This is a genomic window from Dysgonomonas sp. HGC4 (assembly GCF_001261715.1).
In the GTDB taxonomy this organism is placed as follows: domain Bacteria; phylum Bacteroidota; class Bacteroidia; order Bacteroidales; family Dysgonomonadaceae; genus Dysgonomonas_A.
Map to the genome: position 1 here is coordinate 1 of NZ_CVRU01000029.1, position 15,169 is coordinate 15,169.

Genomic DNA, 15,169 nt, shown 5'->3' on the forward strand with positions numbered 1-15,169 from the left:
ATAATATTTAAGATCGTAAAATTATTTATTTTTAGCAAAAATTCATTAGTAAGACCTGTAAGCTAGCAGAGTAAAAAAATTACGATATTGAATCTAAAAAATAAGAGGAAGAGCATTCAGCTCTTCCTCTATCAATTTTAAGAATTCATTCTCAACAATTTATTCTATAGAGGCAAACTTTACACAAACTGGCATATCCAGCTTTATATCGTGCCCTGTATCTTCTAATAATCCCGTATTCTCATCAATCTTAAAGACCTGAATAACATCATTGTCACGACAAGCTACTAATAACAATCTACCATTAGGTGTAATTGCAAAGTTGCGCGGATGAACTCCGGTTGTATGATATCCGACCTTTGTTAATTTACCATCTGCTTCATTTATTGAAAAGATTGCTAAGCCATCATTTTTCAATCTATTAGAAGCATATAAGAACTTGCCATTAGGAGTTATACCAATATCACCACTACCTTTAGCATTAACTGTATCTGCTTTTATGGTTTGTATTTCCTTTAGATTACCATCATTATAATCGAAAGCAATTACATCCCCCGACAATTCTGTTATCACATATGCAAACTTATTGTTTGGATGAAACTTAAGATGACGAGGCCCTGATCCTCCTTTAACTGTAAATGCAGCAGGATTACCTACTGATAAGAAATTATCTCCTGATTCATTTACATTAAATTTATGGATCTTATCAGTTCCTAGATCATTTGCAAATAAGAATTTTCCATCAGGAGTAAACTGCACACAGTGAATATGTGACTGTTTCTGACGCTCAGTATCTGCTCCTTTTCCTGCAAAACTAATAACCTGAGATGCTGTTTCTAAGCCACCTTTTTCGTTTACAGAAAAATACGTAAGACTACCCCCCGAATAATTAGCTGTTACAACATGTTTCCCTTCCGAGTCTATATTTATGTAACAAGGAGCACCTCCACCAGTTAATTGCTTATTGATAAAGGTAAGCTTACCATCTTGCTTATCAAAAGAAAAAGCATTAGCAGCAGATGTTTCAACACCATCATCTTCGGTTACCGAATAGACAAACTTCTCAGATGGACTCAAGACCAAATACGAGGGGTTATCAACCTTTACTTCACTTATATATTTAGACGTTCCTGTTACAGTATCTAATTTATAGACATAAATACCTTTACTTTCGCCTGAAGTATATGTACCAACTAACATATACATTTCCGCATCACTTTTTTCAACTTGATCCATAGACTGATTTTCAGTATTATTGTTTGCATTTTTATTTCCGCATCCCATTATTAGAAACACAGACGAAAATACTGCTACAACTTTCTTTAGCATAGTTTTATATATTTGTTTATACAATTAAATTCGAGCACCTTTCTTAAAGAACATACAAAGGCTATAACCTTAATTTTGAACCCTAAAAATAGAATAAACAAATTTAATGAATAAAAATATGTGACCAACTCCTTTTTAATAAGAAAATTCGATCAGTAATATTTTTTTATTCTTTAAAAAAGTCTATCTTTGCAGACCGAAAAGAGAACAATTAAAAAAATAATAATATAAGCAATGAAAAAAGGAATTCATCCAGAAAACTACCGTCCAGTTGTTTTCAAAGATATGTCAAACGATGAAATCATAATTTCTCGTTCAACAATCAATGCAAAAGAAACCATTGAAGTAGACGGAGTTACTTATCCTCTAATCAAATTAGAGATCACTAGTTCTTCCCACCCTTTCTACACAGGAAAACAAAAACTTGTGGATACTGCAGGACGTGTTGATAAGTTCATGAATCGTTACGCAAAACGCACACAAGTTAAAAAGTAATTTTACTTGTAGATAATGATACATTAAAGCATTCCGAATTTTCGGAGTGCTTTTTTATTTTCATCAAAAACTAGTACGTATCAATAATAGAGAAACAAATAGTATAGTATTTCATTTCAACTTGCAGGAAACGAGTAACAATAGAATGTATTACACGAACTTTTTTTTCTAACAATCTTATATAGTCATATCTGAGATCTTTCCTCCATAAACAAACAAGAGAAATCACCGCACATACTTTCTATTTGTAGAGAATCTACTAAATTAAAAGAGTATTTTAAATATTATATAAAATAGGATTAGCCTTTTAGCCAAGAATCGAGCTCCTCGAAGGATGAGAGAGCTTCTGTTTGATTATTCCGAACTACTGATATCTGAGTAGGTGATAACAATTTTAATGAAAGTTCGCTTGTAGGATTATCTGTCAGACAATACCCCTTTCTTGATAAAAAATTCTTTGTCCAATAATACAGTTCCCCTTGGGCGTCTAAATAGATTGATTGATTGATAGTTTGATCAGAAATAAATCGTCCCGTTTGTTGATCAAAAATAATGGTACTATTTCCAATATAATCATTTATGGCATTAGATAATACTATATCTTCCGTCACCCCACATTTCAAACCCTTATCCCTTGCCAACAGCCACAAACGGTCTGCCAGAGTAAGAGCCAGCTCTATATCATGAGTTGATAATAAAATAGTCTTGTTTTGTTTTATTGCTATCAGATGCAACAAGTTCATAATCTCAATTCGGTTAACTATATCAAGAAAGGCAGTAGGCTCGTCTAATATAATAATAGGACACTCTTGCGCTAAAGCTTTTGCTATCATAACCTTTTGACGCTCCCCATCTGATAATTCAGCAACGTATGAATCCTTTTTATGTAGAATACAAACATCATTCATTGCTTTTTCTACAATCTGATGATCCTCTTTAGTTAATCGTCCGAAGAAGCCTGTATAAGGGTACCTACCTAGTGCAACAAGTTCTGAAACAGTTAATCCCCCAACAACAGTTTTATCCGTCAATACAAGCCCTAACAATGTAGATAACTGCTGTTCTGAATACTTTGAGATAGCTTTATTCTGTAAATTAACTTCACCTCTCAATGAGGGTTGAAGCCCCGTAAGCGTACGCAATAATGTTGACTTACCAGCTCCATTAGAACCCAATAAACAGGTTAACTCTCCTGCATAAAGATTGAATGACATATCTTCATACAATACAGACGTATTCCTGTTACGAGATTTAGGATACCCGATACTAAGATTTTGAGCTGATATAATAGGTTCTTTATTCACAGATATATTTACTTCAAATTATATTTTTTGCTTACTAGCTAGTAGCTATTTAAATAAATGAAAGTATCTAATTATAACAGACTATCACTGTTGGGCTTACTAAAGCAACAAAAAAAGTCTGAAACCTTAATTGAAATACTGAATTTTCTTTTGATTTACAATAACATATATAATTACAGGAGCTCCAAAAATAGGAGTAATTGCGTTCAATGGAATTAATCCTGCTGAACCTGGAATTACACTAATCAGATTACATAGCAAAGCCATAAATGTCCCTATAAGAATAGTCACGGGTAATAACGATTTATGATTGGATGTTCCCAGCATAAGCCGAGCGATATGAGGTACAGCCAGCCCTATAAAAGAGATAGGACCACAATAAGCAGTAGTTACAGCAGTCAATATACCAGCACATAGTAATAAGAGAAAGCGTACTTTCTTTATATTAACCCCCAAATTAGCAGCATATCTATCACCTAGCAACAAAGCATTTAGCGGCTTCACCAATACTACAGCTAATATTAATCCGATTGATACCGTTATACAATAAAAGGGAAGTTGTTCCATAGATACTCCTGAGAAATCCCCCATCCCCCAGATCATATATGAGAATACCTGCTCACTCGTACTCCAGTATTTTAGTAAAGAAATAACCGAAGATGTTAGGTAGCCAACCATGATACCAATGATTAACAACATTATATTATTCTTTACGATGGAAGCAAAACCAATAATAATAAGCAGGATAAGAGCTGCACCCACAAATGCACCTGCAACAACAGTCATCGATATAGAAAGATCAAAGCCTACATTATTACCTATTATACCACCAAACAGAAGTATAACAATAGCAACACCAAGCCCTGCACCTGCACTGATACCCAGAATACCTGCATCGGCTAGAGGGTTACGAAATGCAGTTTGTAGCAATAAACCTGCAACAGCTATTCCTCCTCCTGTAAATAAAGCCGTTATAGCCTGAGGCAGCCGCACTTCGAGAATAATATGTTCCCAAGATTTTTTTACAGCTTCACCACCTGTCAAAATATCAATAATTGCCTGAAATGGAATCTTTACAGATCCTACAAACAGATTTGCAAAGAATACAATGACAATCGCAACTATAAGTAGCAGTATATAACTTACGAAATGGTTATTTTTCAATTTCAACAGTTCTATTTATATCCAAAGGTAAATCAAAACCTTTTGCTTAAACAAATATAGTAATACTCTTTTAAAGTAAAGTCTTAGACCTACCTATTGTCGACCTAAGGAAAACAACCAATCATTATGATTTCTCGAAGAAGACATCTAACACTTACACTTACAAATTCACTCTTTCATCTTACTATAATAGCGAGGAGTGTAGTCCGGAAAAAGATCCGGATGGAAAATATACGCAAAGTCTTGTAAGATATAATCAGGATGTATTGGAAGATCCTCATAATAAGATTTCTCTGCCGCATTACACCCGTAAATATTACGATTCTTAAATGCTGAGAAGTACGAATATGGCTTGTATTCTTTTTCTAACGAAGTATACGTTAAATCAGTCGGATGATTATACTTTATCAGCCAAAATTGAGCATCTCCTGCTTTATCCAAAATCTCCTCGAAAGCTAAAGGCGTTGAAGCAACTTTATCGTTATCCGACCATACATAGTTAGCCCCTGCATCACTTAACATTCTCGATATGAAACTGCCTCCTCCTGATATATACCATACATTACCATACATTAAATCAATAAATACAGACGGCTTTTCTTTAACCGATACCATCTTTTCTTTAATTGTATTGTAATTATTCACCGTTATATTGAACAGAGAGTCAGCTTGCGATTCGTTATCAAAAAATAAAGAGTAGAATCTAATCCATTCAGCACGCCCCAATGGCAAAGGCTCCATATAATCGGGGGTTTCTATTACAGGTATACCTGCTTTATCAATACTCCCATAGGTACGCCCTTGTATTGGTGTAGCGAAAATAGCTTCGGGATCAACATCTACTATTTTCTCGATTATTGGATTTGCAGCCTGACCTAAATCGGCGATAGTTCCATTTTTTACACCTTCTTGAATATAGTCAATATCAATATAACTTGGCTCACAAACACCTTTTACGGTAGCTAGAACACCTAATTCGTTAAGTGTTGCACAATGAATTGTTGAATAAGCAACTATGCTTTTCAATGGAGTTCTTATAAGTGTACCCTTAGGTAAGTTAGCAGGCAAGCTTTTGGTTTTATCTACCAAAATATATCGTTGCAAAATTTTTGTAGAATCCCAAGGATCTACAACTGTTACCTCTTTATAATCAGCATATTTTTTCACAGTAAAACCTTTGGCATATTGTACTGTATAAACTGTATCTACAACATTCCCCTCAACCTCAGCCGATTGTTTATTTCCTGAACAAGAAGTGATAAGAAATACCAGAAGTAAAAACAAATAATTTTTTCTCATTACCTTTAAAGTAAATTAAGGTCGTTATATATTCTATAACGACCTTTTGTATTTAACACAATACTCTTATTTAATAAAAAAGGCACCAGCAGGATTAAGACCACCTGTGTTGAAATGGCTAACTAATTTACCTGTGGTCGAAATTATGTACATTTCAGCATTAGTTCTATAATCAGAAGTTCCGATATAGATTTCTTTTGTTGCAGGATCAAAATCCAAAGTAGATGGACTCGCTGAGAATTTAACATCACTGTTTACAAAGCTTCCATCCACATATTTTTGATCATAAATATGATATACTTTATAATCTACTGTTGGAGCTCCGTATTGGGCATAAATAGTATATAATCTATCTCCAGTTGGGTTGATTTTCATCAACGTTGAGTTTCCTAACGAATCAACCGAATAATTAGGATTAATGCGTTGAAGAGTATTAGGTACATCACCATAATTACCCATAGAGATAACATATACATTTCCTCTTCTGTCAATCTCAAGTGTAGTAGGGTTTAAAACAACCTCAATATCTTTAACCTTCGAAAAAGTAGCAATATCGATAACTGATACAGTTTTATCATAATTAGGATAGTTCATTCCTCCCGAATTTGCTACATAAATTTTATTATTGGCAATCTTTAGATTTTCCGGATTATTACCAACTTTAACCTGAGTTGCATCTACCAATAATGTTTTACGTTCAATACGAGCAACATAACCATCGAAATAAGTAACATATACATACTTGTTATCAGAAGCAAAATTTCTTGGTTTTTGAGCCTTACCATCTCTTTCCGAAACAATCTTTTTTACTAATTTACCTTGTATATTGGTCACATAAATAAGCCCCGAACCATACATTGCAATATAAATAGAATCTCCAGAAACAATAAGATCTTGTGCAGTATCGCCCAATTCAAGACCATTGTTTAATGACTGGAATACTGTTGGATTACATTTTTTTGTCTCTTTATCATAAAATGCTAGAGACGCATTATTAGAGCCTTGATTACCGCTATTCAAAATAAATGCACCCTGAGTAGAAGATAAAGGTGGAGTCCACACATCATAATCAACTTCATCATCACTAGAACAAGAAGCAAGAAACAATGTAGACAATGTTAGAAGCATGCTTCTAAACAAAAGATTTTTATAATTCATAATTATATATTTAGTTTAAAATGAGTACTCTCTAATAATTTTTATAATGTAAATGCCGCCAATATTCTAAAAGACCTACCCGGCATAGGATATCCCTGTATTATTTCATAATTTTTATTTGACAGATTCAGTGCTTCAGCCTGTAACCTTAGCTTGGTCTGCTTTAATAAAAAAGTCTTATTTACTGATACCGAATGATCGCTATAAGCATCTATTCGCGTTGATTTTGTATGATCCAGTTTAGAATAGACCTTACCACTGGCAACAAAACTATAAGTAATATTTACCCAAGGATTTTCGAAACTTATCGACCCCGACCCACTATGCTCGGGTGTATAAGGAATTTGCTTTTTAGTATCATCATTTTCACTCGATTGATAACTATATGCACCAATAGCTATTAACTTTAATGAAGATGACAGGTCAATCTCCGATGTTGTAGAAACATCAACCCCATATATAGTTACATTATCGAGATTCGTCATTTTCAGAACCTGAGGAGCTGCCGCAAATATTACAATCTTATCTCTTACTTTATTTAAATAGGCATCAACCGAAATATTAAGCAAACTATACTTTTCGCTCACAGATCGATAAAATGTACTTCCTATATTATATTGTTTTGAAATCTCAGGACGTAATGCTGTATTTCCCATACGGAAATAATACATTTCATTAAATGTTGGGGCACGGTATATATCCTTATAAGAAGCTCTGAATCTCAAACCTATGTCAAAAGGATTATACAATAGACTGAATGCCGGCGACAATCGCGTTTTATCTTTAGGGCGGTCTCCCTGCTTCACGTTCTCGCCAATGTATGTTCCTAATATACCGGCAGTAGCAGTCAATCGGTTGGTTTTAACCTGTGCATTCAAAGCCGTTAATGAAGTTCCTCGCGATGGATATTGTTGTTTTACAAAATTGGAGGTTAGTTTATTATAAGCATAGTCTTGCGCCAATGATACAGAAAAAATATCAGTAGGCTGATACAATGCCGATGCAGAACCATAGTATTCAACCTGAGTATATTTATCAATAATAAATCCGTTATCATATATAGCATCAACATCCAAATATTTACTATACAATCTGGAATACTTTCCTAATCCTTGTAGCGAAAATTTCGAGTTGATTTTTTTCTCGTAATTTACTTGTGTAAAGAAATCTTTATTCCACAGTCTTTCATTGGCTTCTATATTACCAGATATCACAGCTCCGGGAATTCCTCTTTTCGAATCAAGATAGAATGCTTTCAGTTGAAGCGTCCCACCACTTTTCAGATCACCGTATACATTTAATTCGCCTTGCCAGATATCAACATCTGAGTTATTCCGATTACGACGTTCTGTTTTTTCTCCAGTGTTAAACTTAAAAGGATAATTTCCATCAGCTCTTTGCCAACTTCCATTAAATGTAGTAGCCCATGCGGACGATATTTTGTAAGATTGAACGATTGCCGGACTAAACATACCCCATGATCCTCCATGAAGAAGAACCTGCCCTTTATACTTTTTATCCCCAAATTGAGGTTTTGCCGTTTTAATATTCAGAGTTCCCGCAGAAGCAAAAGCCTTTGCCGATTGAAATATATCGTCAGCCTGTCCAATATTGAGTGATATAAAAGATATATTTTCAAAAGAGAAACGCCCTATATCAGTTGCCCCTGATTGAGAATTGCTAAAAGCTATTCCGTCATATAATACAGCAGTATGCTGATCACCTAAACCCCTTACTGAAACAGTTTTCAAACCACCTATTCCACCATAATCCTTCACCATTACTCCCGCAAATCGTCTTACAGCATCAGAGATTGATTGCACACCAATACGCTCTAAATCGGCAAAAGTCATAACTTGAAGAGGCGAGGCAGCACGCGAAACCGAAGGTAATACCTGTGCAGTTACAGTTACCTCATTGATATGCTGAATTTTTATGGAATCTTTATTCTGAGCATCTACTTCGAAGAAGCAGAACTGAGAAATAAGAAATATAAGGAGAAAACAAGAATACTTCATATACTGAAAGCCTATAAATCAATAATAGATTTAGCTTTCGGACAAAATATTGTGAAGAAATTACATTGGAAATATTCTAAAGAAGAATGAATCGACAGTTTTTGATCTTCAGCTCTATTTCTCGAAAGCTGTTTAGTATCACTTTTTGTCGTCTTGCAGGTTTTCTGACTTACATTCTATTCATTTACAAATAGAATGCTTACAGTAGCGAGTCTGTCCAGGTCTTTCACCTGATTACCCTTTTTGCATCCTTCTTAAATATTTATTACTAATAGGAGCAAGACAACGGTGCAAAGATATGTTATAAAACCTAATTCATCCAAACAAAATTGTTAAAATTGGAAGTAGATGAATGGTTGCGTTCCACTAGATGCAGTTGCATATACCAACCAGAATACGCCACCTACAATAATAGCACGTCCAATATACGGTAACTTAAGGAAGCCCATTTCAACCATATCACTCACACGCTTAGGTGTGAAATGTAAAATGAAACCTATAAATATTAGTATAAATACATTTCGGTATCCTTGGATTACCATGAGCCATGCCTCGGGATTATATTCGAGTCGGCTAATATTACTTATAACTGCTGTGGCAACTTCAAAATCGTTGGCTTTAAAGAATATCCAACAAAATGCTACAAAATGGAAAGTGATAATTCCGCAAATCAGATTAACAAATATATTCTTTTCGGGAAGTTTTACAAACTGCCTGAATAAACGCTCAACAGCAAGTGCTCCGCCATGTAATGCACCCCATGCAATATATTTCCATGCCGCACCATGCCAAAGACCTCCAATAAGCATCGTTAAAAATAGATTGAAATATGTGCGGAATCGTCCTTTTCTGTTTCCTCCTAATGGAATATACAAATAATCTCTCAACCAAGACGACAAAGAAATATGCCATCTACGCCAAAACTCAGTCACCGAAACCGATTTATAAGGTGTACGAAAGTTCTCAGGAAGTTTAAATCCCATTAATAATGCTATACCGATAGCCATATCAGAGTAACCCGAAAAATCACAATAGATCTGTAAAGCATAACCATAAGTAGCCATTAATGTTTCGAATGGTGTATAGCTTAGAGGACTATCAAAAATACGGTCTACAAAATTCAGAGATATATAATCGGATATAACAGACTTTTTAATCAAACCCGTAATAATCAAAAATAAAGCTAGACCTGCTTCTTTCTTCGACAAATTTATCTCACGATACATCTGCGGAAGAAATTCCTTAGCTCTCACAATAGGTCCAGCAACCAATTGAGGAAAGAAAGAGAGATAAAAAGCAAAATCCAGAACATTCTTAGCCGGCTTAAGTTCCCTCCGATACAAATCCACAGAGTAGCTTATTGCCTGAAATGTAAAGAATGATATACCAACAGGTAGAATGATATGTTGAAGTTGAAAATTCTCGTGAAATAGGCTGTTTAAATTCCCAATAAAGAAATTCATGTATTTGAAATACGCCAACACTAACAGATTGAGAACTATTGTAACTGTAAGCACTATTTTTCGGACTGACTTCTTTGTAGATAAGTCCATTACTTCAGACAGTATATAATTAATGAGAGCCGACAGTATCAATAATATGAAATACTCGCCTCCTGCCTTATAGTAGAAAAACATAGAAAAGAGTAAAACATATACTGTCCGAAAATGTGCATATTTCCGAGTCAATATATACACTAAATAAAAAGCCAAAAAGAATCCAAGAAACAAACTCGAGCTAAATAAAAGCGGGTTGCTTGGGTCATACTCAAACCAAGATCGTATTTGATCTGTAGTTATAGAGAAATAAGATTCTAAGTTAGTTAACACAGTTTTCAATTAGTTCTACTTTTTACATAGTTATCATAAGCAGTCAAAAAGTCAGTAGTGAAAAGCACTCCCTGCTTTTCATATCCTTCTCTTGTATAGTGCACTTTATCTTTAGCCATCAATGGAGCAAAACATTTAGTAAGAGGAGCTTGTACGCCGCCCAACTTATTCAACAAATCCCATACTACACAGCCTTTCAATCCTTTCATAGCCTCTCCATATCCTTCTACAAAAGTATTAGGAGTTCTTCTTTTAAACAATGAAGGCGGAGGTGTCATTAATAAGATTATAGACTTTGGATTATTTTTCTTTATCTTATCTATAAACTCTTGCATTTGTGAAACATAATAGGGTGTTGTCCATTTATTAAAAGCCTCATTTGTTCCTAAAGAAATAACAATTAAATCTGCTCCTAAAGAAGGAAGTTGCTCAAAAAACAATGGATATTTATTGTAATCTGAGACCTTTGTTCCATTTACTCCTATGGTATGATATATAACACCTGGTCTGTCGTTTTCTAACACTACCCCACTTAAATTATATTCGGACTGCTTATTACATGGTAAAATAGTCACCTGATTAGATGACATAGGCAGAATAAATTCCGATTCGTAAGGCTTTTCTTTAGAAAGAATAATCTTTGGTTCATTCTCGCTTTTCTCCTCCTCTTTTACAATTTTGGGGATCATAGCCACTTTAGGCTCAGGCTCTGCCAACTCCTGCTTATTGGGTATTTTTAAGTCCATCCCCACACGAATCGTATTTGAGCCCAAATTATTTATTTCCTTTAATTTCTCCACCGAAATACCATAATTTTGAGATATTCTATACAAAGTCTCTTTACTTTCTACTTTATGTAGAGTATAGTTTACTTTTGACCCCTCAGCCTTTTTGCTTTCTATTTGGGGCTTAACAACAACCTCTTCCGATACAGTTTTATAGTCACTATTGGGCAAAACGATTTTAAAACAAGATGTTTTAGTTGGATACAATAGCTTTATCTTATTGAATGTATATAAAGGGTTAGCATCTATATTTATTTCAAAATCAGAACTATTCGCATAGAGTCCTATTCCACTTAAACCTACTGAAACATCTGTCACCGGATATATATTGCGACGACTCTCCCATAAAGTATTGGAAGTATATTTTATATAGCTCGTACCATTTGTTTTAGCCAAACTATAAGGAAAGGAAAATCCATATCCCCCATTGCCAAACTTAGTTTGTAAAATTTGACGAATTACGTTTGTAAACATATCAGCCTGCACATGCGAATCGCCAATATGTACAATATTCACTTTTCCCTTTTGATTCTTCTCCAATTGATATAACTTATCAAATAAAGGTTCCAACAACTTCACATTCTTGAAATCTGAAGATACAACGTCCTTACTATCTTTCGAATATATAGCGGAAGACATTAAACACAGAAAAAATAAGAATGTTATTGTTCTTTTATAAATCATCAGTATGTTTAGTTCGGGCTGCAATTTGCCCTGATTCTCTTAATCTTTTATATTGAATATACCCCTTATCCAGTTCATTATAAATAAGTCCACCTATTTTCTTTGCTCCCTTTTGATTGAAGTGAGTATAATCTTTATTAGCCAAAGAAGGACTTTCTTGTACCCATTTTATCATAGAGCCATATCCACCCATCAATGTATATAGATTTATAAAGCCCGAATGAGTACTCTCGGCATACAATCTCTGATGTTTTACCAAAGGTTCTACCGCCTTATCAGTTTTCATTTCCATATCTGTTTTCACAGCTCTGTCTCCTGTCGATATTATTAAAATACTTGCATTAGGAAAGCATTGCTGCAAGTGATTAACCACACCTGCCATTTTAGATTCGTACCAACTATAATCGGTAGTACCATATCCTAAAACATTTGTACCATATTGTAGAACTATCAGATCATAATTTAGAACCTTATCCAATGCGTTCATCAAATCTCTATTAAATAGAGACAGTGGTAACCCTGAATTTCCTCGTAAAGAAAAATTATCTACATGAACGCCTATACCATCGTCAAAATTAACTCCATAAAAAGGTATAGAATCAGCCTTTTCGAAAGTAGCTTTCAGCGTTTTAGAAGTAGACGAGAGTTTAAGAGTATTCAATAATTTGTCGGCAACCAATTCGTGACGTATAGACGAATCCTTACCCAAAGCAACATTAACAGAAGCATTATGATTGGAAGAGCTTCCATAAAACAAAGTTGGATTATAAAGTAAAGTTGAGTTTACCACATCATTAGCAGCATATCTGACCCATGTTTGAGAACCTCTAGGTGCAAAAGAGACTTGCCCGTCTACCCCAAATGCTCTCTTCGGCTTCTTTACATTTAAGAACGATTGAGTCTCCCAATTATTTGAATATTGATGTGTAACTGAGTATCTGGCTGAAGCCGAAAGAGAGGTTACCCCTACAAAGCCAACACCTTTACCTCCATAAGCATTTTGATATGAGCTACGTATATCCTGCACAATCAAGTCACCATCATTCATTGAGTCTCCGAAGTAAGCTATACGAACTTTACCTTTACCCGAGTTTTCTAGTTCATATAATTTCTCATAGAAGTTTATGAGATTACCAATGCCTTCGCTATTTTCCGAAGCATCTATATCAATTCTATTAATTAACGTATCATTCGCCAGAGAGTCAACATCTGCTATTAATATCGAATCATTAGACATAGCATCTAAAGCCAAACTATCAATAACTATTCCCGGTGTTGTACCTGTACTTTCAGGAAATAATCTGGCAGGAAGAACTTGCTTCAACCCCCAAAATACCCCTATAGCAATAACTATAGTCAAAAACGACTTGAAAAAATAATTTTTAGCTTTATCCTCCATACCCTAATTTAGGTCGAAAATCCGTTTATTGCTTAGTAAACCACATAATCAGTGGTTATTATAATCAGACATTTTATAAAAAATTAGCCCAAAATTTCTAGTCTATTAACCAGAAACCGAGAACCTAATACGTCAATATTACGGTGTGTTTAAAAATGCGCTGCAAAGCTAGTTACTTTATTGAAACTTCAGATACTATATATAACAAAAAAACTGCCTTGCGGCAGTTTTTTATCACGTAATTTGTCAAATATATTTATTAGAATGAGAAGTCAACTCCCGCTCCAAAAACTTTATTAGTTCTTGAGAATACATCCTTAGATGTACCTCCTCCTGGTACTTTTGTATAATCTGAATAAGTTGTCCAGAAATAACCTACATTTATTCTCACTGATGGAGAAACATTCACAGCACCTCCTAGACCTAAAGAGTATGAATCGCAAGAGAAGCTTAAGTCTCTTTGGAAAACATCACCCACACCATAGCGTGTGATTTGTCCACCGGCACTAACAAGAAACATTCTATCAATTTGATATTCTACACCTGCTAAATATTCATTAGTTGCACCTGCGTCTTTTTGCTTATCTCCATCCATTTTGGCATCAGAGTCAAAGAATCTATGATAACCAACACTAGCCATTAGTTTTTCGGTAACTTTATAAGAAGCTCCAATAGTCAGCAAGGCAGGAATATCGTGAGCTGTATTTACTCCATCTCCAAACATACCTGTATCGTCTCTTTTTGTATTATTTTCTACATCAAGTGAAGTCTTAAATTCGTACTTAACACCAATGTTTAATCTATCTTGGTAATTAAAATTGAAACCGATAATAGGAGCTACTCCCCAACCGCTTTGCGAACTTTCTAACATAGCACCTTCGCTGCTAGAAGCTTTAGCCATTAAAAGTATTTGTTGTTGTTTAGCTGGGTCAGCAGCTGCACCCGCAGCTATTTGCTCCAAAAGTGGAGCAGCATACACCATATTCTGAGAATAATCGGAACCCACTTGAGTTAGGTTTAATTTTAATCCTCTCAAATATCCCTCATACGAATTTCTTACAACATTCAATCTGAAACCTGCGTAAGCAGAAAACATTTCGTTAATCTCGTAAGTTCCACCCAATTGACCTCCAATAATCATATTAGAACCCTTCATGTGTTGGTTTACCTCATATCTGTTGGCAGTATATCCTGTAAGAGCTTGAGTCTGATTTACTAATGCAGCACTAGTTCCTGCAAGAGCTTCGAAAGAAGGTAGCCCATTATTAAAAGTAGCTTTACCTCCACCACCTGATATAGCGACAGACCCAGATAAAACCCATTTACCTTTTTTATAAGCACCTTGTAAGCTTGGAATAAATGGTACTGAAGCCTTACCTTCAAAGGTTTTTGTCTCTAATCCACCATTCATCAAGAATATAGGAGAAGTAGAAGTTATAGTTCGTGTTTGAAATGCACTCTGATTATTGAAAGAAAAATGGAATCCATCAGTAAGTTTTACTAAACCTGCCGGATTCGTGTAAACAGCATCAATCTCGGTAGAAGCATCACGCGCCGGATTTCTAAGAAAATGCACACTTTGATTGGTATTAGTAAGTAAACCTCCTGCAAACAATGCAGAAGAAGACATACAAAGGGCAGCAATGGCTACCAATTTTGATTTATTCATGAATTCTTTAAAATTGAAATTGGGCAGCAAATGTAT

The 15,169-nt window shown here is 34.8% G+C and carries 11 protein-coding genes and 1 riboswitch; of the genes, 1 reads left to right on the forward strand and 10 read right to left on the reverse strand.

Annotated features, from left to right (window positions below):
- Positions 1–159: 159 nt before the first annotated feature.
- Positions 160–1,329 carry a lactonase family protein gene (locus tag HGC4_RS02930; protein ID WP_050708626.1) on the reverse strand — a complete coding sequence of 390 codons (1,170 nt, stop codon included), beginning with the start codon at positions 1,327–1,329 and terminating at the stop codon, positions 160–162.
- A gap of 234 nt (positions 1,330–1,563) precedes the next feature.
- On the opposite strand from HGC4_RS02930, the gene HGC4_RS02935 reads away from it, so the two are divergent.
- Entirely contained in the window at positions 1,564–1,824 is a 261-nt protein-coding gene (locus HGC4_RS02935; RefSeq protein WP_050708627.1) for a type B 50S ribosomal protein L31, read from the forward strand.
- A gap of 299 nt (positions 1,825–2,123) precedes the next feature.
- Here HGC4_RS02935 and HGC4_RS02940 read toward each other — a convergent pair whose 3' ends face one another.
- From HGC4_RS02940 to HGC4_RS02980, 9 genes are all read right to left on the reverse strand, one after another.
- Positions 2,124–3,128 (reverse strand): ABC transporter ATP-binding protein, encoded by a 1,005-nt coding sequence (locus HGC4_RS02940; protein WP_050708628.1) that lies wholly within the window; start codon positions 3,126–3,128, stop codon positions 2,124–2,126.
- Between the two features lie 126 nt (positions 3,129–3,254).
- Positions 3,255–4,292: an iron ABC transporter permease gene (locus HGC4_RS02945; RefSeq protein ID WP_050708654.1), complete on the reverse strand. Its 1,038-nt coding sequence runs from the start codon at positions 4,290–4,292 to the stop codon at positions 3,255–3,257.
- A gap of 168 nt (positions 4,293–4,460) precedes the next feature.
- On the reverse strand, positions 4,461–5,591 hold the full coding sequence (locus tag HGC4_RS02950; RefSeq protein ID WP_050708629.1) for an ABC transporter substrate-binding protein: 1,131 nt from the start codon (positions 5,589–5,591) through the stop codon (positions 4,461–4,463).
- Positions 5,592–5,657: 66 nt separating this feature from the next.
- Positions 5,658–6,749 carry a YncE family protein gene (locus HGC4_RS02955; protein ID WP_157258086.1) on the reverse strand — a complete coding sequence of 364 codons (1,092 nt, stop codon included), beginning with the start codon at positions 6,747–6,749 and terminating at the stop codon, positions 5,658–5,660.
- Between the two features lie 41 nt (positions 6,750–6,790).
- Positions 6,791–8,767, reverse strand: a complete 1,977-nt coding sequence (locus HGC4_RS02960) for a TonB-dependent receptor plug domain-containing protein (RefSeq protein WP_050708631.1) — start codon at positions 8,765–8,767, stop codon at positions 6,791–6,793.
- A gap of 136 nt (positions 8,768–8,903) precedes the next feature.
- Positions 8,904–9,065: riboswitch (cobalamin riboswitch) on the reverse strand.
- A 34-nt stretch (positions 9,066–9,099) separates the two neighbouring features.
- Complete coding sequence (locus HGC4_RS02965; RefSeq protein ID WP_373419303.1) at positions 9,100–10,404, reverse strand: MBOAT family O-acyltransferase; 1,305 nt, start codon at positions 10,402–10,404, stop codon at positions 9,100–9,102.
- A gap of 197 nt (positions 10,405–10,601) precedes the next feature.
- A complete protein-coding gene (locus tag HGC4_RS02970; RefSeq protein WP_157258088.1) occupies positions 10,602–12,020 on the reverse strand; it encodes a LysM peptidoglycan-binding domain-containing protein in 1,419 nt (472 codons plus the stop codon).
- Positions 12,021–12,054: 34 nt separating this feature from the next.
- Complete coding sequence (locus HGC4_RS02975; RefSeq protein ID WP_050708633.1) at positions 12,055–13,464, reverse strand: SGNH/GDSL hydrolase family protein; 1,410 nt, start codon at positions 13,462–13,464, stop codon at positions 12,055–12,057.
- A 259-nt stretch (positions 13,465–13,723) separates the two neighbouring features.
- Positions 13,724–15,133 carry an OmpP1/FadL family transporter gene (locus HGC4_RS02980; protein WP_050708634.1) on the reverse strand — a complete coding sequence of 470 codons (1,410 nt, stop codon included), beginning with the start codon at positions 15,131–15,133 and terminating at the stop codon, positions 13,724–13,726.
- Positions 15,134–15,169 lie beyond the last annotated feature (36 nt).

Bases quoted from the DNA above. Each gene is read 5' to 3' on its own strand.
- HGC4_RS02930 (WP_050708626.1), bottom strand. From the start codon at position 1,329: ATGCTAAAGAAAGTTGTAGCAGTATTTTCGTCTGTGTTTCTAATAATG.
- HGC4_RS02935 (WP_050708627.1), top strand. From the start codon at position 1,564: ATGAAAAAAGGAATTCATCCAGAAAACTACCGTCCAGTTGTTTTCAAA.
- HGC4_RS02950 (WP_050708629.1), bottom strand. From the start codon at position 5,591: ATGAGAAAAAATTATTTGTTTTTACTTCTGGTATTTCTTATCACTTCT.
- HGC4_RS02955 (WP_157258086.1), bottom strand. From the start codon at position 6,749: ATGAATTATAAAAATCTTTTGTTTAGAAGCATGCTTCTAACATTGTCT.
- HGC4_RS02960 (WP_050708631.1), bottom strand. From the start codon at position 8,767: ATGAAGTATTCTTGTTTTCTCCTTATATTTCTTATTTCTCAGTTCTGC.
- HGC4_RS02965 (WP_373419303.1), bottom strand. From the start codon at position 10,404: ATGTTTTTCTACTATAAGGCAGGAGGCGAGTATTTCATATTATTGATA.
- HGC4_RS02970 (WP_157258088.1), bottom strand. From the start codon at position 12,020: ATGTCTTCCGCTATATATTCGAAAGATAGTAAGGACGTTGTATCTTCA.
- HGC4_RS02975 (WP_050708633.1), bottom strand. From the start codon at position 13,464: ATGGAGGATAAAGCTAAAAATTATTTTTTCAAGTCGTTTTTGACTATA.
- HGC4_RS02980 (WP_050708634.1), bottom strand. From the start codon at position 15,133: ATGAATAAATCAAAATTGGTAGCCATTGCTGCCCTTTGTATGTCTTCT.